This is a genomic window from Plantibacter sp. VKM Ac-2876, from assembly GCF_015350715.1.
GTDB lineage: Bacteria > Actinomycetota > Actinomycetes > Actinomycetales > Microbacteriaceae > Plantibacter > Plantibacter auratus.
The window spans coordinates 321,654-339,821 of record NZ_JADKSI010000003.1 but is presented as its reverse complement, the minus strand read 5'-3'; the positions used below and the strand labels follow the sequence as shown (position 1 = coordinate 339,821).

Here is an 18,168-nt window from a genome sequence, read left to right as displayed (position 1 = left end):
TGTTGCGGTACGGGGGTGGGCGAGGGTGCTGCGGTCCGTCATCGGTTCGTGGCCGATGCGCGACGGGCCCGCAGGGTGAGTGCTGCTGCTCCGGCCAGCAGGAGGAGGATCCCTGCGGCTGCCGGCACGAGGCCGTCGACTCCGGTGCTCGCAAGCGAACCGCCGTTGGAACCGGTACCGGTGGCGCCAGATCCACCGGTACCGGGGCTTCCTGCGCTGGGCGTGCCGGGCGTACCCGGTCCACCCGGCGTGACCGGGGTGCCGCCACCGGGCTCGAAGGCCTCGATCGCGGCGTTCAGCGCGACGACCGCAGCTTGCACGTCGGCGTTCGTCACGGCGGTGTTGCCGGTCGCGACGGTGTCGCGGTTGACGAGGGCCAGGACCGCCTCGGCCGAGGCGACCGCCGCGGTCAACGTCTCGGCACCGTCCGCCGCCGGAGCAGCGGCGCGCGCCGACTGAGCCGCGGCCGCCGTCGGGGCGAGGAGGGCCTTCGCCGTGCCGATCGACGCCGCGAGTTCGGTCGTGTCGACGATCTCGACCGTGACCCGCTTGGTCGCGTTCGAGCCGAACTCGAAGACGACCCCGGAGGTACCGAGCTCCTTGTCGGCGGCGAAGGCGTCCGTGAGGGTGATCGTCGCGCCGTCCGCGGTGTCGGTGCGGACGTAGTCGGCACTGTCGAGGCTGCCGACGATCGCGCCGGAGGGCTGGACGTACCGGAGACCGGTGAGGGTGTCACCGTCGAGGTCGACCGTGAACGTGGGCAGGTTGTCGGGGTCCTCCGCCATCGCGGCGTTCTTGTCCATGACCGCTGCCGTCGGGGTCACCGTGGGGTCGGTTGCGGCTACCGCACTGTTGAAGACGCTGATGGTGGTCAGGGTCGGCGCGTAGATCTGGCCTGGCAGGAGACTCTCGAGCGACACCCGGAGCTTGGAGCTGGTGACGGACTCGAAGTCCTTCACGACCTTGCTCGCGCCGATCCCGGTCTGGGAGGAGAACGTCGCCCAGGCCTCGGCCGCCGCGTCCCATCGCTGCAGGGAGAAGGCGTTGACGCGAGGATCGGTGCCCGAGTCGGTGAACTCCGAGAGGTCGACCTCGTCGAAGGTCGTGTCGGCACCGAAGTCGATGTCGATCGTCAGCGGATAGGTGGCGTCGTCTGCACCGGCCCAGCGCGTCGCCGGGTCGCCGTCGACGAGCTTGCCCGCGTTGAACTCGAAGTCGTTGTGCGGGTGCGTGCTGCTGGCGACGATCGGCTTGCCCTTGGCGAGGTCGACGCGCGTGTCCACGCCCTCGTTCTCGATCGGGTCGGTGTCGACCGGGTTCTCGACCTTCGCGCCGGTCGGCGCCTCGTACAGGCCGATGTCGACGCCGTCGCCGTAGTACAGCTCGGTGCCGAAGAAGTCGTCCGAGCCGATGCGCTCGTTGTAGCGACCGGCGTCGAGCAGCGGCGAAGTGTCTTGCAGCTTGAACAGGGACGCGGAGTCGCGGATGGCGTCGACGCCGGCATCCTTGGCGTAGTCGGCCGGGTTCCCGACGAACTGCGGGTCGCCGACGACGGCACGCTTGTCCACCGGCTGGTTGGCCGACTGCGTGCCGCTCGCCTCGAAGTAGGCGTTGTTCGAGAACACGCCCTTGTCGAGGCCGCCGGCCTTCCGAGCCCAGTTCGTGGAGGTGGTCGTCGAGGTGTTGTAGAAGATGTTGTTCGCGAAGTAGACGCGGTCCTTCAGTACCTCGTCGTGGAAGCTCTCGAGCTCCGCGCCGTCGTAGACGAAGACGTTGTTGAGGATGTACGTGGGCGAGTAGTTCGACGACAGCATGTTCTTGAAGATCACGCCGTTGTCGTTGACGCTGAGGTTGTAGCGGGCGATCGAGTTGGAGCTGTTGCCCATGTAGGACATCCAGCCGCCCTGGTTGTCGTGCGAGTAGTTGTGCTCGTAGACGACGTTGAAGTTGGTGAACTCGAGGTCCCACGGGGTCGCGTCGTACTCGTTGGCGGGGCCGCCGTAGATCTCGTTGAAGCGCATCACGCTGTCGGCACCGGCCCACAGGTAGAGGCCTGCGGAGACCTGGTTGTAGCGCTCGAGCCACCCGTTGGCCTCGTTGTACTCGGCGGTCAGGCGCTGGGTGTTCGCGAACTGGAACGGACCCTGGCCGATGCTCTCGGCGTAGTTGTGGCTGATCGTCACGTCGCGGCTGTAGAGGTCGCGGTCGCGGACCCAGAGCTGTTCCCAACCCTCGTGGTACTTGCCGGAGGCGTCCGTCTGGCCCTGCTGGTCGCCGAACCAGTTGAACGCGAACTGCACCGCGTGCAGCTCGACCTTCTCGAAGGTGTTGTCCTGGATGCTGATGTCTTCGAAGTGGTGGCCACCTGTCGGGTACGCCGTGTACTGCTGCGAACCGAACACCTGGAAGTTGACCCCGGCGTAGTGGATCTTCTGCCAGGAGCTCGGGCCGTCGATGTCGTGGGCGAAGACGTTCGAGATCGAGATCCCGCGCATGACCGAATCGGCGCCGGCCTCGAGCTTGTCGGCGTTGATCGAGACGGAGATGCCGTCGCGGACGTAGCTGCCCGTGGTGATGTCGGTGGCGAAGTCGTCGTCGTTCGACACCTCGAGGTTCGCGATGTGGACGTACTGCTGGTTGCGGAGGATCACCGCGCCGGTCAGTCCGACGGTCTCGGGGTTCTTGACACCGGGACTCGTGAAGGGGCTGGGGACCTGTCCGTTCGTCGCGATGTAGGGACGGCGCGCACCGGCGTCACCGTACGCGTCGAGCACGATGGGCGCGGTCTCGGTGCCCGAACCCTTCGGCCACAGAGAGGTGTTCGACCAGGTCTCGCCGGCCTTCAGGAGGACGCGGTCGCCCGGCGCGAAGGTCTTCGCGTTGACCGGGGTGAAGCTCTTCCATGCGGTGGCCGCCGACGTGCCGGTGGCCGCGTCGTCCCCGGCGGTGGCGTCGACGAAGTAGTCCGTGCCACCCGTCGTGTTCGGGGTGTCACCGGCCCAGCCTGTCGGAGCGGCAGCCGCCTGGACGGCGGTCTCCGGGGTGGTCGGTGCCGCGGACGCCGCCGGAGCGAAGGCCGTGGCGAAGAGGGCGGCGAGCCCGAGGACGGCGAGTCCTCGGAGGGCGGGGTGCTGGGCTGACCGGTTCCGACGTCTGCGTCGGGGTTCCGGGATCGCCGCGGGGGTGGCGGTGTTCATCAGTGCGTGTCCTCCATCGTGAGTTGGTGCAGGGCGTTGCTGTCCATCTGGCGGTCTTGAGCCGCGACGCGTTCGGCGATGAGCGCGTCGAGGGCGGTGTTCTCGAGCTGGGCTCGGATCCGATCGGCGTAGGCGGTGAAGGCGGCGTCCCGGTCGACGGTGACGGCGTCCAGACGGTAGACGACGTGATCACCGAGTTCGACCACCGGTGAGCTGAACGAGCCCGCCGTCAGAGTCGCGACCTCGGCGACGAGGCGTGGGTCCGGTGTGCGGGAGCCGCCGTCGAGGAGACCGGTCGCGCCGTCGAGGGTGGACGCGGAGACGGTCGCGTCCGGGTCGGTGCTGGAGACGGCGCCGACGCCCTCCGCGGCGAGTCGTGCCGCGAACTGCTCGGCCGTGGTCGAGGCGAGGGGCACCGCGATCCGGGTGAGCTGGTAGGTGGAGGCGTTCAGGGTCCAGTCCTCGGCGTGCGCGTCGAAGGCGCCCCGGACCTCCTCGTCGGAGACGTCGATGACCGGGTCCGCGCCCGAGCTCAGCGCAGAGACCAGCCTGGTGCGGAGATCGGCGATCGTCCGGCCGTAGAACTCCTGTGCGCGGAAGGAGGTGAGTCCGTAGACGACCTCGCCCTCGTCGAGCTGCGCCGCTCGGGCGGTGTTGGTGTCGGCCAGAGCCTGTTCGAATCCGGCGAAGTCCGCGAACGGGACGAGTCCGCGCTCGTGCCCGAGGTCGAGCACCACGCGGTCGGCCGCGAGCTCGTCGAGGGCCGCCGTCCGGAGTCGGTCGATGGCGGTCGTGTCGCCGAGCGGTGCTTCCCAGTCGACGGAACCGGATCCGGTCTCGACGAGGACCTCGTTCTCGACGGCGGGTCGGACGCGCTCCATGTGGAAGAGCAGCTCGTCGCGGGTGACCGGGGCTCCGTCGATGGTCCCCAGCTCGGCGGGTGCCGCGCCCGCTCCGCTGACGGCGACGCCGACGACGACCGCTGCCGTGAGCACCAGGGCTCCGGCGGCGAGCAACAGCCGCGACCGGCGCCGACCACGTGAGATCGCACCACGGAGGCCGTGGGCGGGAGCGTCGGTGCTGGTCATCGGTGCGGCCTTTCCGTGGGAGTGGAGCGGGGTCGGCGGTGCTTGGCAGTCATGCTGGCAGAAAATGCTACGGATAACAATCGCTGACTCGAAAGCGTTACAAATCGGCTGAAATGAGCCAATTAGAGGGTTGGCATCCATAACATGTATGGCTCATAGTGGAAGTCTGCACGCCGATCCGAGGAGACGACCGCACCATGACGAAGTTCGCCGACACCGTCGGTCCCGCCGTTCCGTTCGTGATCGACGACCCCGTGGGGCAGGCTCAGGCCGCACTGCACTGGCGGGACGGCCAGCTCCTCCGCGATGGGGCGCCGCACTCCGTGCGGTCCGGATCGCTGCACTACTTCCGCGTCGTGCCTGAACAGTGGCGCGATCGGATGCTGCGCTTCGTCGACCTCGGGCTCAACTCGATCGACACCTACATCCCCTGGAACTTCCACCAGCCACGCGCGGACGCTGCACCGAGCTTCTCCGGCTGGCGTGACATCGGCCGGTTCATGGAGACGGCCGCCGACCTGGGGCTCGACGTCCTCCTGCGACCCGGCCCGTACATCTGCGCGGAGTGGTCCAACGGGGGCCTCCCCGCGTGGCTCACCGCCCGCGACGTCGCGCTCCGCAGCTCGGACCCCGGATACCAGCAGCCGGTCGAGACCTGGTTCGAGGAGCTCATCCCCCGACTCACGCCGTATCAGGCGATCCACGGTGGCCCGGTCGTCGCCGTGCAGGTGGAGAACGAGTACGGCAGCTACGGCGACGACGCCCGGCACCCCGGATGGCTCGCCGCACTGCTTCGTCGCCTCGGCGTGCAGGAGCTGCTGTACACCGCCGACGGGCCCACCGACGTGATGATCGACGGCGGTTCCATCCCCGGGATCATGATGGCGGCGACCCTCGGCTCGAAGCCGGACGAGGCGCGCGCCCTCCTGCGGAGTCGGCGCCCGGACGAACCGTTCTTCGTCGCCGAGTTCTGGAACGGGTGGTTCGACCACTGGGGGCAGCCGCACCACGTGCGGGATGCACGGAACGCCGCGGAGGTGGCTCGCGGCATCCTGGCCGACGGCGGGAGCATCAGCATCTACATGGCGCATGGCGGCACGAACTTCGGGCTCTGGTCCGGAGCCAACATCGTCGAGGGCGAGCTGCGTCCGACCATCACGAGCTACGACTCAGACGCACCGATCGCCGAGGACGGCCGGTTCACGGACAAGTTCTTCGCCCTGCGTGAGGTCCTCGGCGTCGCAGACGAGCCGCTGCGGTCCCCCGAGGTGCGGTTCTTGCCGGAAGGCAGCGTGCCGCTCCAGCGCGGCGTCGGGCTCCTGGACGCACTCGCCGAGCTCGGCGACCCCGTGAGTCCGCGGTCGTCAGCGCCGCAGTCGTTCGAGGACCTCGGCGTCGACGGCGGCCTCGTCGTCTACGAGGCGGACGTCCTGCTCCCCGATCGACCGGTCGACCTCGTGTTCGACGGCGTCGCAGACCGCGCCCTCGTCTTCCTCGACGGGGCGTTCCAGGCCACGATCACCGACTCGGGCACGGTCACCGTGACCGGCTCCGGCCTGGTGTCGAAGCTGACCGTGGTCGTCGAGAACCTCGGCCGGGTGAACTACGGTCCGCAGCTGGGCGCCGAAAAGGGCCTGCTGGGGCCGGTCCTCGTCGAACGCCGTCTCGTGCACGGCTGGCGGGCGCGACCGGTGGCCCTCGACCAGCTGGACCCGCTCCATCTGCGAGCGGTCGTCGACCGGACCGGCGACCCGACGACCGCCGCGAGCGGTGGGGGCGGCCTGTCGAGCGCGACCTTCGTCGTCGACGAGCCGCTCGACACGCACCTCCGACTGCCCGGCTCCACGAAGGGCTTCGTCTGGGTCAACGGGGCGCTCCTCGGTCGCTACTGGAACATCGGCCCGCAGCAGACGCTCTACGTGCCGGGGCCCCTCCTGCGGGCGGGCACGAACCGTATCGTCGTCCTCGAGCTCCACGAGGCCGGATCGACCGTCGAGTTCGTCGACCGTCCGGAACTCGGACCGACCGAGGAGTACGTCGAGGAGTTCTGAGCTGCGCCGCGCGGGCTACGCGCGTGTCGTCGGTGCCGCGGTGCTCTCGCGCACGATCAGCTCGGGCAGCATGACCACCGTCTCCCGCTCCGCGGCCGGCTCCTCGATAAGCGTGAGCAGGTGCTCGACCGCCACTCGACCCATCTCGCTGAACGGTTGCCGGATGGTCGTCAGCGGCGGTGAGGCGTATCGCGCCAGCGCGATGTCGTCCATGCCGATCACCGAGACGTCGCCGGGTACGCTCCGACCGAGTTCGTCCAGGGCACGCAGGACGCCGAACGCCATCTCGTCACTCGAGACGAAGATCGCCGTCACGTCGGGCATGCGCCCGAGCAGCAGACCGTTGCGGTAACCGGACTCCGGGCTCCAGTCCCCGTAGAGCACGGGCGGTTCGTCGATCCCGCGGTCGCGCAACGCCGCCTGCCAGCCGGTCGTCCGACCTCCCGCGTCCTTCCAGGCCGTCGGCCCGCTCAGGTGCCAGACGGTCTCGTGTCCGAGGTCGAGCAGGTGCTCCGTCGCCATGCGACCCGCGGCCTCCTGGTCCACCCGCACGATCTCGTCGGCGAAGGACTCCAGGCCGTCGATCACCACGGTCGGCAGGTCGGCCGTGACCCGGAGCAGGGAGACCTCGTCCCAGATCGGGACGGCGATGACGAGGCCGTCGACACCCTGGTTACGGAGCCGGTCGATGGCGTCGGTGATGGACGCGGCGGACAGCGACGTCGTGCCGGCGGCGCTCACGAAGTAGTCGTGCTGGTGCGTCGCCCGCTGGATGCCGAGCATCATGGAGGAGCGGGCGTAGTAGTCGGTCTCGTGGGTGAGGACCCCGATGGTGCGGCTGCGTCCGGTGACGAGCGCGCGGGCGAGGCCGGTGCGCCGGTAACCCGTCTGCTCGACGGCCGCCTCGACCTGGAGCCGGGTGACCTCGGTCACGTTGTCGAGGCCCCGGAGCACGCGGGAGACGGTCTGCGGGGAGACGCCGGCGATCGCGGCGACATCGGCCATCGTGGGCATCCGCGTCCGCTTCTCGCGACGCGATCGGCCCCCGCCGTTCGCCGTCGATGTGGGCGCGTCGAGCGCGGTCGGTCCCCCGGGTGACGTCATTCCCACATGTTAGTCAATGGCACGGATAACACCTGCACCTCCACGCCGGTGTGCGCCGGGGCCAGCGCGGTGCGCTGACGCGAGCGTGCTCGAATCGGCGTGGCCGCGACCCACAGCCGTGGGCGCGCCCCTCCGGAGACCTGCGCTGGCGTCACAGACCCGCGCTCACGTCAGCGCACCGCGCTGGCCAAGAGGAGACGACCAACGCGACGGCGTCAGATGAGGCCCTCGCGACCGCCAGACACCCAGTTCGGGTCGGCGGCCCGCGGACCACTCACCTGGTCGGCGTAGGTGTCGATCTCGGCTCGGATCTCGTCCGTCAGCTCCACCTGGAACGCCTCGAGGTTCGCGTGGAGGTGCGCGACGCTCCGGGTGCCGGGGATCGAGACGACCCGTGCGCCGAGCTGCTGTCCTCGGTCGTGCACCCAGGCGAGAGCGAGCGCCTCCGCGGTCGTCCCGATGCGGTGGGCGAGGGTGCGGAAGCGGGCCGCCAGTTCGAGGTTCGCCGCGAGGTGCTCGGGCTGGAAGCGCGGGAAGTTCGCTCGCGTCCCACCGAGCGGCACCGTCTCGGCCGTGAAGTCCTCGGTGAACAGCCCGCGCGACAGCGGGGAGAACGCGACGACCGTCACGCCGAGCTCCGCCGCCGTCGGGACCACGTAGGTCTCGATGTCGCGGCTGACGGTGCTCCACTCGGACTGGATCGCGGCGATCGGGTGCACGGCGTGCGCGCGGCGGAGTTCGTCGCCCGTCGCCTCGGACAGACCGATGCGGAGGACCTTGCCGGCGGCGACCAGTTCGGCGAGCGCCCCCACGGTCTCCTCGATCGGGATGTCGGGGTCGACGCGGTGCTGGTAGTAGAGGTCGAGGTGATCGGTGCCGAGGCGGGTGAGTGTCCCGTCGATCTGCTCGTGGAGGTGGGCGCGGTCGCCACGGATCCCTCGCTTGCCGATGCCGCCGCCGGTGACGATGCCCACCTTGGACGCGAGGAAGACGTCGTCGCGGCGCCCGGTCAGGTACCGGCCGAGGAGTTCCTCGCTCCGACCGTCGCCGTAGACGTTCGCGGTGTCGATGAGGTTCACGCCGCTCGCCAGGGTGGCGTCGAGGATCGTGGTCACATCGGCGTCGGCGATCGCCCCGTAGGTACCGGCGATGGACATCGCGCCGTACCCGATGGCGCCGACCTCCGCGGTGGTGTCGCCCGCGCCGATCGTGGTCGAGGGCAGCGCGGTCGTGGTCGGTTCCGTGGCCAGGGGTGCTTCGCTCATGGATTCACCGTACGACTTCACGACGGGTTCGACGTCCGGCTCGTCATGCGGTGCAACGTCAGACCCGCGACGCGGCGCGGTCAGCGAGCGTTCGGAGCAGGGCGGCGGGCTCCTCGGGGTCGTCGATCGTGATCGCGAACTGCTTACCCGAGGTGCTCGTGACGACGAGTCCGGGCCCGGATCGCAGCACGACGGCCGAGCGTCCCGGCATGATCCGGTAGCCCCAGCCACCCCAGTCGCCGGGGCGGATGTCGGTGGCTTCGACGACGTCGACCTGGTCGAGGGGGATGCGCTTCATCGGGATGCCGAAGAGCGAGACGACGCGGAGGCCGCGCCAGTCCACGCTCACGCGGAGGCGGATGAAGGAGGCGCAGAGGAGGGTCGCGACGGCGAGGATCGACAGACCGAACATCGCGACGCCCGACTCGCCGCCCAGCAGGATCGGCGTGTAGGCGACGGCGCCGATCGCGACGAGGGCGAGGGTGAGCCAGAGGAACAGCAGGGCTGTGACACTCCGGCTCCAGGCACCGACCTCGGTCTCGCCGAGGTCCATCGGCGCCGGTGGTGCAGCTGCGCCGGCGAGCAGCGGCTGAGCCGGCAGGATCACGGCGGGGATCACACCCCAGAGCGAGCACGCGGCGAGCGGGACGATCCACCAGCCGAGGACAGCGCCATCGACCGAGCCGGCTTGCACGGTGAGCCATGTGGGGATGATCCACACGGACGCGGCCGACCCCGCGGCGATGCCGATGAAGAGGATGATCATGCGCTTGGTGCGCATGTCCGGCTTCGGCAGGGCGAGCAGGATGATGGCTGCGATCGCGGCGACGGACGCGATGATCAGCGTGACGAGGAAGACGCCCGCGGCGGGCAGGGAGTCGTCCGGTGCCCCGGTGCCCGACCAGTGCGAGGCGACGTCGACGGGGATCGCATCGCCCCAGACGAGCCGGGTGAGTGCGATCGCGATCGCCGGGATGGCCATGGCGAGGCCGGCGAGCAGGATCCGTCCGCGCGCAGGTGCTGCCGGTAGCGGTGTCGTGGTGGTGTCGTGCATGTGCTCCCCCTGAGGTGCTGAGGTGGTCCGTTCTTCGGTGACATTGGCCGACGTGGTCGTGCGGTGGACGTCGGGGATCGTCAGGTGCGTTCGATCATCCGGCTGAGGTCGTTCGGGGTGATCCCGAATTTCCGTGCCTCGGTGACGAGCTGGGCGACGAGTTCGTTGACCCGGACGAGGCCCGGTGCCGCATCCTCGTTCACCCACGCGCCGCGGCCCTGTCGCATCCCGATGAGGCCGTCGTCGCGGAGCTCTCCGTAGGCACGGAGGACCGTGTGCATGTTGATCTGCAGTGCGCGGGCGAGGTCGCGGGCAGGCGGCAGGCGCTCCCCCGGCGCCAGCGCGCCCGTCGCGATACCGGAACGCACCTGCACCGCGATCTGCTCGGCGAGCGAGACCGCGGAGGTGGGATCGACGCGGAACAACATGTTTGCAATGGTACTAGAACAATGCCGTCCGTGCCCGCGACATCTGTGGGGTCGAGGTCGGCGCGGTGCGCTGACGTGAGTGTGCGCCACTCGGCACGGGCGCACCCCACAACCGCGAGCGCGCCCCTCCGGAGACCAGCGCTCACGTCGGAGACCCGCGCTCACGTCAGCGCACCGCGCTGGCACAAGCCGCCCAGAAGGACCGACGGGTCAGAGGGCGACGACGTGCACGGCGATGTCCGCGGCCGCGAGGCGCTCGAGCTCATCGGGGTCGGCGGAGGAGTCGGTCACGAGGTCGTGGATCTGCCCCAACTCGGCCATGCGCGCGAGCGTGACCCTCCCGACCTTCGAGCCGTCGGCGACCACGACCACCCGCTGCGCATGCGACACCATCGCCAGGTTCGTCCGCGCCTCACGCTCGTCGTGCGTCGTCGCGCCGCCCTGCGCACTGATGCCGTCGGTCCCGAGGATCGCAGTGCCGACGTTGATCGCGCTGAAGGTGTTCTCGGCGAGCGCCCCCACCGCCTCGAACGACGAGGAGCGCACCAGGCCTCCCGTCATGATCACCTGAAGATTCGGCCGCGAGGCGATCTCGGTCGCGGTGGTGAGCGAGTTCGTCACGATCGTCAGTTCCGCCCGGTTGCTCAACTCCTTGGCGACCGCCGCCGTGGTGGTGCCACCGCTCAGGGCGATCGCATACGGTCCCGCGGGAATCATCTCCGCCGCGCGCAAGGCGATCCGACGCTTGGCCTCACGGAACTGCGTGTCGCGGAACCGCACGGGCACCTCGTCTCGCGACTCCACCGCCCGAGCGCCACCGTGCGTCCGGAGAACGAGACCGAGGTCGTCGAGGTCGGCGAGGTCGCGCCGGATCGTCGGGGCCGACACGTCGAGCCGGGTCGTGAGGTCGTCGATCGAGACGACGGCGTCCTCCGCCGCGAGGAGCGCGAGGATGGTGCGCATCCGCTGACTGCGTTTCCCGGACGGAGCGTGTCGCGAGAGCTCGGCTGCGGTCGGTCCTCCCACGGCGAACCCCTCCCTCGTCGCCGACAACTTTGCTCAGCGAAAGTGATCATTTCAATCGATTTCCGATCAAGTTCTTGCTCGGTTCGATCACTGTAGTCGATGATCACTCCATGACACGAGTGACTTTCATCGGGGCGGGCAGCGTCGTCTTCACCCGCCAACTCATCGCCGACCTCCTCCGCTACCGCGACCTCGCCGGCCTCGAGATCGTCCTGCACGACATCGACCCCGAACGCCTCGCCGTGGCCGAGGGCACCGCCCGCCACGTCGACGAACGTCTCGACGGCCGGGCGACGATCACGGCGGAGTCCGACCGTCGTCGCGCCCTCGCCGGCGCGGACTTCGTCATCAACATGGTCCAGGTCGGCGGCATCCGCGCGACCGTCTCCGACCTCGAGATCCCAGCGGCCCGCGGTCTCCTGCAGACCATCGGCGACACCACCGGCGTCGGCGGCGTCTTCCGCGCTCTCCGCACCTTCCCGTTGCTCTCGGCGCTGACCGCCGACATGCGGGAGATCTGCCCCGACGCCCACCTCCTGAACTACACCAACCCGATGGCGATGAACATCTGGTGGGCGTCGGTCGTCGCCCCCGACATCAGCGCGATCGGCCTCTGCCACAGCGTGTTCTGGACGGTGAACGACCTCTGCGAGCTCGTCGGCGTGCCGATCGAGGGCACGAGCTACCGCGCCGCCGGCGTCAACCACCAGTCGTGGTTGCTCGAGTGGACCCACGAGGGCCGCGACCTCTACCAGGCCCTGCGCGACCGCATCCGCGAGGACCCGGAGCTCAGCCGCCGCGTGCGCGTCGAGATGTTCCGCCGCATCGGCTACTACCCCACCGAGACGAGTGAGCACTCGTCCGAGTACCTGTCGTGGTTCCTCCGCTCCCCCGAGCAGGTCGAGCGCTTCCGCCTCCAGCCGCTCGAGTACCTCGGCATCAGCGAGGAGAACGTCGCGGAGTTCGAGGCGACGAAGGCCGCCCTCGCCGCCGGGACCCCGCTGACGCTCGAGGACGAGGCGAGCGAGTACGCCCCGCAGCTCATCCACTCGCTCGTGACCGACACCCCGCGACTCATCCACGGGAACGTCGTCAACCGCGGTCTCATCGACAACCTGCCGCAGGGCGCCGTCGTCGAGGTCCCCGTGCAGGTCGACGGGAACGGCATCGCCCCGCAGCCCATGGGCGCCCTACCCGTGCAGTGCGCCGCGCTCAACCGCCCGTACGTCTCCGTCGCCGAGCTCACGATCGAGGCCGCCCGCACCGGCAACCCGACGCTCATCCGGCAGGCGGTCCTCATGGACCCGAACGCCTCGTCCACCCTCACGCCCGAGCAGATCTGGGAGCTGTGCAACGACCTCGTCGCCGCGCACGGCGACCTGCTGCCGGAGCCGCTCCGCGAGATCATCCCCGCCGACCGCATCTGACCGACCCGAAGCACCGCAGACCCGCACCGTTCCCGAACGATCGACACAGGAGACGACCACCGATGTTCCCACCCCATTCCACGATCCACGCTTCCACCTCACCGCACGCCCGCCGCGTACGTCGCCTCATCACCGCGACCGCCGTCCTCGCCGTCGGAGCGCTCGCGCTCTCCGGGTGCGCCGGCGGATCCTCCGGTGCCACGACGCTCGACAAGGACGCGAAGGTGAAACTCACCTTCTGGACCGGGCAGGCCGACGCCGCGCAGCAGATCCTCACCGGTCTCGTCGACGACTTCGAGAAGCTGCACCCCAACGTGACCATCGACGTCTCCTCGGGCGCGCCGTCCACGGAGGACCTCCTGCAGAAGCTCTCCGCGAGCTTCGCGGGCGGCAACTACCCCGACGTCTCGTACGCCTTCGGCTCCTGGGCGAGCCGGCTCGAGGCGTCCGGCCGCACCCTCGACATCACCGACCAGGTGGCCGAGCCCGACGTGAAGTGGGACGAGTTCTCCGAGGCGGCCCGCAAGACGGTGCAGCCGACCGGTGAGAAGACGATCGGCTTCCCCGCCGTGGTCGACAACATCTCACTCCTCTACAACACGACCGTGTTCGACGCGGCCGGCGTCGACTACCCCACGGCCGACTGGACCTGGGACGACTTCCGCGAGGCGTCGAAGCAGCTCACCGACCCGGCGACGAACACCTACGGCTATGCGTACTCGGTGTCGGGCAGCGAGGAGACGACCTGGCAGTTCTGGCCGCACCTCTGGCAGAACGGCGGTTCGATCATCTCCGACGACGCCAAGACGGCCGAGTTCGCCTCGGATGCCGGCGTCGACGCACTGACCTTCCTCCGCGACATGGCGGTCGAGGACAAGAGCGTCTACCTCGACCAGACCGACACGAAGTTCGGCGATCTGTTCGCCAGCGACCGCATCGGCATGATCACCTCTGGCCCGTGGCAGCTGTCGACGCTGCAGACGAAGGGCACGAAGTACGGCGTCACCGTCCTCCCCGGCACCGACGGCGACCACCAGACCGTCTCCGGCCCGGACGTCTGGGCGCTCTTCGACCACAAGGACAAGAACCGCGAGTACTGGGCGTACGAGTTCACGAAGTGGCTCACCGACTCGGAGCAGGACCTCAAGTGGAACGTCGCCTACGGCAACCTCCCGCTGCGCTCGAGCGAGATCGACACCCCCGAGTTCCAGGCCCAGGTCGCTCAACTGCCCGGCCTCGACGTGATGGCCGAGAACGGCGTGAACGCCAAGCAGGCCCGTCCGACGGTGCCCGGCTACGTCGGGCTCTCGGAAGCCATCGGCAAGGCGATCTCCTCGGTGCTGCAGGGCCAGGGCGATCCGAAGCAGGCCCTCGAGGACGCTGCGAAGACCGCCGACGACGCCCTGGCGGAGGACTGATGTCCACGGTCGCCGGACGCGACACGACCCCCAGGACGGAGCCGGAGCGACCCGAACGCCTCCCGGCTCCGCCCCGGCGAGCCAAGAACCGACTCCGCGACAACCTCACCGGGTGGGGATTCGTCGCCCCGGCCATGCTCATCGTGCTCGGCCTGTCGATCTTCCCCGCGATCTGGGCGTTCTTCCTGTCGCTCCAGAAGTGGGACGGGTTCAGCGAACCGGAGCAGGTCGGGCTGGAGAACTACGCCAGCATGATCGGCAACGACGAGCTGCAGGCGGCCGTCGTCCACACGGTCGTCTACACGCTCCTCTTCGTCCCGGCGTCGCTCGGCCTCGGACTCTTCCTCGCCGTCGCGCTCAACCGACGGATCCGCTTCATCGGCGTGTACCGCACGGCGATCTTCGTCCCCTTCGTCGCCTCCGCAGCCGCGACCGGGATCCTCACGACCTACCTCTTCAACCCGCAGTTCGGGCTCCTCAACACCGTGTTCCGGTTCCTCGGACTCCCGGCGCAGGGCTGGCTCGAAGACCAGGGGCAGGCGATGGTCGTCATCACGATCATGTCGCTCTGGGGGCAGGCCGCGTTCACGACCGTCATCTACCTGGCGGCGCTGCAGGACATCCCCTCCGAACTGCTCGAGGCCGCGCGGATCGACGGCGCGAACGCCTGGCAGTCGTTCTGGCGCATCACCTTCCCGCAGCTCGGGCCGGTCACCGTGTTCGTCGCCATCTGGCAGTTCATCCAGGCGATCCAGCTGTTCGACCTCGTGTACACGACCACCAGAGGCGGCCCGCTCGGTGCCACCCAGACGATCGTGTTCTACCTCTGGGACGCGGCGTTCAAGCAGTTGCAGTTCGGGTACGGCTCCGCGGTCGCCTACGGGCTGTTCGTGGTGACGCTCATCGCCACGATCGGTGTCGTCCTGTACTCCCGCCGTTCCAACGTGGAGGCATTCTGATGACCGTCCTGACCACCCCACCACGCGGCGACGCCGCCACCGGCAAGCCGTCCGTGACCGCTCCGCCCGCCGAACGACGCACTCGTCGACGCTTCAGCCCGTGGCACCTCGTGCTCGCGCCGATCGCGATCATCTTCGCGATCCCGTTCGTGCAGATGTTCATCACCTCGGTGACGCCGGAGTCGGAGATCAACACCTATCCGCCCCGGATCCTCCCCTCGCACATCACCTTCGACGGGTTCGCGAAGCTCTTCTCCGAGTCGAACATCCTGCTGTGGCTCGGCAACACGGTCATCGTGTCGACGGTCGCGGTCCTGTCCCACCTCGTGCTCTGCTCGCTCGCCGGCTACGGGTTCGCGCGCCTGAAGTTCCGCGGGAAGACGATGGGCTTCCTCATGATCGTCGCGACGATCATGATCCCGACGCAGCTGCTCATGATCCCGACCTACATCCTGTTCTCCCGGATCGGGCTCATCGACAGCCTCGGGGCGGCGATCGTGCCGTGGCTGGCGTCCGCGTTCGGCATCTTCCTCATGCGGCAGTTCTTCCTGTCGCTGCCGGCGGAGCTCGAGGAGGCCGCACTCATCGACGGTTGCACCCGACTCCAGGTGTTCTTCCGGGTGATCCTGCCGCTCGCGAAGCCGGCGCTGGCGACGCTCGCGATCTTCACCCTGTTGGGTTCGTGGAACGACCTCGTCTGGCCGCTCATCGCGATCAACAACGACCAGGCCTTCACGCTGCAGCTCGGCATCACGAACTTCCAGGGCGCGCGCCGCACCGACTGGGCGCTCCTCATGGCCGGCAACGTCGTCGCCACGCTCCCGCTGATCGTGTTCTTCCTCTTCGCCCAGAAGCAGTTCGTCGCGACCATGACCTTCTCAGGCCTCAAGGGGTAGGCACCGATCCCGGCATGGCAGGATCGCCTCCATCGCCGCCAGAGCGCGTCACACGCTCGACCGACATCGATTCATCGCAACTCCCCCTCATCACCTCGACCCACCCCAGGAGCAACCCGTGTCCATCACCACCATCGTCGGTTCGGAAGCCACCGTCCGCGAGATCACCCAGCAGCCCGACGTCTGGCTCGAGGCGTCGACGGGGATCGCCGCCCGGCGCGAGGAGATCGACGCGTTCCTCGCGCCCCTCCTCGCACGGCCCGAGCTGCGCATCGTCCTGACCGGGGCGGGGACCTCGGCCTTCATCGGCGAGATCGCGGCGCCGGCCCTGACCCGGACGCTCCGTCGCCGGATCGACGCGGTCGCGACCACCGACATCGTCTCCAACCCGATGGAGTCGTTCGCCGAGGACGTCCCGCTGCTCCTCGTGTCGTTCGCGCGCTCCGGCAACAGCCCGGAGAGCGTGGCCGCGACGGAACTCGCCGACCAGTCGCTCGGCGAGGTGCACCACCTGGTGATCACCTGCGACGAGACCGGCGAGCTGTACCGACGCCACCACGACCGCGCCTCGTCGCTCACCGTCCTCATGCCCCTGCGGTCGAACGACGAGGGCTTCGCGATGACGTCGAGCTTCAGCTCGATGCTGCTCTCGGTCCTCCTCATCCTCGGCGGCGGTGACGACGCCGCGGTGCAGGCGCTCGCGGCCGGCGCGACGACGATCCTCGACCACCGCGAGGTGGACATCCGCGCGCTCGCCAACGAGGGCTGCGAACGCGTCGTCTACATCGGCAGCGGCCCACTCACCGGTCTGGCACGCGAGTCGGCACTCAAGCTGCTCGAGCTGACCGCCGGACGGATCGTCACCTACTACGACTCGGCGCTCGGGTTCCGTCACGGACCGAAGGCGGTCGTCGACGACAGCACGCTCGTCGTCGTCTACCTGTCGTCCGATCCGTACACGCGACGCTACGACCTCGACATCGTCGCCGAACTGCGCGGGACGCTGTCGCCGGAGCGCGTGATCGCGATCTCCTCCGAGCCGGTCGACGGTGCCACGACGTACGACTGGGTGCTGCCCGAGCTCGCCGGCCTCGACGACGCGCAGCTCGCGATCGGCTACGTGCTCGTCGCGCAGCTGCTCGGCCTGTCGTACTCGCTGCAGCTCGGTGCGACCCCGGACAACCCGTTCCCGAGCGGCACGGTGAACCGCGTCGTGCAGGGCGTCCGGATCCACCCGGCGACCGCAGGCGCAGCGGGCACCGCACCCGAGGAGCGGTAGGCGTGTCACTGTTCCTCGGCGTGGACGGCGGCGGATCCAAGACCGCGTTCGTGCTCCTCGACGACGGCGGACACGTCGTCGCCGAAGCGCAGACGGCCAGCTGCTACTACTTCGACGACGGCATCGAGCTCGTCGGTCGGATCCTCACCGAGGGTGTGGCGGCGGTCACGTCGCGGGCGGGGGTCGAGGCGTCCGACATCGATCAGGCGTTCCTCGGTCTGCCGGGCTACGGCGAGGTGAGTTCCGACCTCGACCGCCTGAACGCGATCCCCGGCGAGGTGCTCGGCCACGGACGGTACTCGTGCGACAACGACATGGTGTGCGGCTGGGCCGGATCGCTCGGCGCCGTCGACGGCATCAACGTCATCAGCGGGACCGGTTCGATGACCTACGGCGAGCGCCGTGGCCGCGGGCACCGGGTCGGCGGCTGGAGCGAGCTGTTCGGCGACGAGGGGTCGGCGTACTGGATCGCGGCTCGAGGTTTGAACGCCTTCACGCGGATGAGCGACGGCCGCCTGCCGCGCGGGCCGCTCTACGACCTCATGAAGGCGCGGGTCGGGATCACGAGCGATCTCGACGTGATCGACGTCGTGGTCAACGAGTGGAAGGGGCAGCGGGCGTTGATCGCCGACCTCTCCAAGACGGTCGTCGACGCCGCCGGCCACGGTGACGAGGCGTCGGCGACCATCCTGCGGGAGGCGAGCGGGGAGCTGGTCGAGATCGTGGAGGCGACCCGCGTCGCGCTCGGCTTCCTGGACGACGAGGTCGTCCCGGTGTCTTACTCCGGTGGCATGTTCACGGCGGACGCGATCCGGCTCGGCTTCGAGCAGGCGCTCCACACGCTGCCGCCGGCGTACGAACTCCGCGTCCCGATGTTCGGTCCCGCGGTCGGCGCCGCCCTGTACGCGGCGAAGCAGCACGGCTCGCCACTGGCGGAGACGGCCCTGGATCGCTTGGGTTCCCGCTGACGCTCGAC

Annotated in this window: 14 protein-coding genes; 7 read left to right on the top strand and 7 right to left on the bottom strand. The window is 69.2% G+C overall.

Annotated elements, in window-relative coordinates; all coding sequences use genetic code 11:
• Nucleotides 1-38 precede the first annotated feature (38 nt).
• Nucleotides 39-3,197, bottom strand: coding sequence for a discoidin domain-containing protein (locus ITJ62_RS14080; protein WP_194603374.1), 3,159 nt, complete (start codon nt 3,195-3,197; stop codon nt 39-41).
• Entirely contained in the window at nt 3,197-4,285 is a 1,089-nt protein-coding gene (locus ITJ62_RS14075; RefSeq protein ID WP_194603371.1) for a peptidylprolyl isomerase, read from the bottom strand. The genes ITJ62_RS14080 and ITJ62_RS14075 overlap by 1 nt, the downstream gene beginning before the upstream one ends.
• A 197-nt stretch (nt 4,286-4,482) precedes the next feature.
• Here ITJ62_RS14075 and ITJ62_RS14070 point away from each other — a divergent pair, with 197 nt between their 5' ends.
• Nucleotides 4,483-6,336, top strand: coding sequence for a glycoside hydrolase family 35 protein (locus ITJ62_RS14070; RefSeq protein ID WP_194603368.1), 1,854 nt, complete (start codon nt 4,483-4,485; stop codon nt 6,334-6,336).
• 15 nt (nt 6,337-6,351) lie between these two features.
• Here ITJ62_RS14070 and ITJ62_RS14065 read toward each other — a convergent pair whose 3' ends face one another.
• The 5 genes from ITJ62_RS14065 to ITJ62_RS14045 form a co-directional block, all read right to left on the bottom strand.
• Nucleotides 6,352-7,440, bottom strand: a complete 1,089-nt coding sequence (locus ITJ62_RS14065) for a LacI family DNA-binding transcriptional regulator (RefSeq protein WP_228498501.1) — start codon at nt 7,438-7,440, stop codon at nt 6,352-6,354.
• Nucleotides 7,441-7,655: 215 nt separating this feature from the next.
• Complete coding sequence (locus ITJ62_RS14060; protein ID WP_194603365.1) at nt 7,656-8,705, bottom strand: aldo/keto reductase; 1,050 nt, start codon at nt 8,703-8,705, stop codon at nt 7,656-7,658.
• Between the two features lie 58 nt (nt 8,706-8,763).
• A complete protein-coding gene (locus tag ITJ62_RS14055) occupies nt 8,764-9,759 on the bottom strand; it encodes a hypothetical protein (protein WP_194603362.1) in 996 nt (331 codons plus the stop codon).
• A gap of 80 nt (nt 9,760-9,839) precedes the next feature.
• Nucleotides 9,840-10,187, bottom strand: a complete 348-nt coding sequence (locus tag ITJ62_RS14050; RefSeq protein WP_064296756.1) for a GntR family transcriptional regulator — start codon at nt 10,185-10,187, stop codon at nt 9,840-9,842.
• 210 nt (nt 10,188-10,397) lie between these two features.
• Nucleotides 10,398-11,150, bottom strand: coding sequence for a DeoR/GlpR family DNA-binding transcription regulator (locus ITJ62_RS14045; protein ID WP_194603359.1), 753 nt, complete (start codon nt 11,148-11,150; stop codon nt 10,398-10,400).
• A gap of 173 nt (nt 11,151-11,323) precedes the next feature.
• Between ITJ62_RS14045 and ITJ62_RS14040 the strand changes: the two genes are divergently transcribed.
• The 6 genes from ITJ62_RS14040 to ITJ62_RS14015 all read left to right on the top strand — a co-directional run bounded on the left by ITJ62_RS14040 (nt 11,324) and on the right by ITJ62_RS14015 (nt 18,160).
• Nucleotides 11,324-12,640 (top strand): alpha-glucosidase/alpha-galactosidase, encoded by a 1,317-nt coding sequence (locus ITJ62_RS14040; RefSeq protein ID WP_194603356.1) that lies wholly within the window; start codon nt 11,324-11,326, stop codon nt 12,638-12,640.
• A gap of 62 nt (nt 12,641-12,702) precedes the next feature.
• Nucleotides 12,703-14,058, top strand: coding sequence for an ABC transporter substrate-binding protein (locus ITJ62_RS14035; RefSeq protein WP_194603353.1), 1,356 nt, complete (start codon nt 12,703-12,705; stop codon nt 14,056-14,058).
• Nucleotides 14,058-15,017, top strand: a complete 960-nt coding sequence (locus ITJ62_RS14030; RefSeq protein WP_194603350.1) for a carbohydrate ABC transporter permease — start codon at nt 14,058-14,060, stop codon at nt 15,015-15,017. The genes ITJ62_RS14035 and ITJ62_RS14030 overlap by 1 nt, the downstream gene beginning before the upstream one ends.
• Complete coding sequence (locus ITJ62_RS14025) at nt 15,017-15,913, top strand: carbohydrate ABC transporter permease (RefSeq protein ID WP_079003358.1); 897 nt, start codon at nt 15,017-15,019, stop codon at nt 15,911-15,913. The genes ITJ62_RS14030 and ITJ62_RS14025 overlap by 1 nt, the downstream gene beginning before the upstream one ends.
• Before the next feature lie 118 nt (nt 15,914-16,031).
• Nucleotides 16,032-17,192, top strand: coding sequence for an SIS domain-containing protein (locus ITJ62_RS14020; RefSeq protein WP_194603347.1), 1,161 nt, complete (start codon nt 16,032-16,034; stop codon nt 17,190-17,192).
• A 2-nt stretch (nt 17,193-17,194) separates the two neighbouring features.
• Nucleotides 17,195-18,160: a BadF/BadG/BcrA/BcrD ATPase family protein gene (locus ITJ62_RS14015; RefSeq protein ID WP_370581924.1), complete on the top strand. Its 966-nt coding sequence runs from the start codon at nt 17,195-17,197 to the stop codon at nt 18,158-18,160.
• The last annotated feature ends 8 nt before the right edge of the window (nt 18,161-18,168 follow it).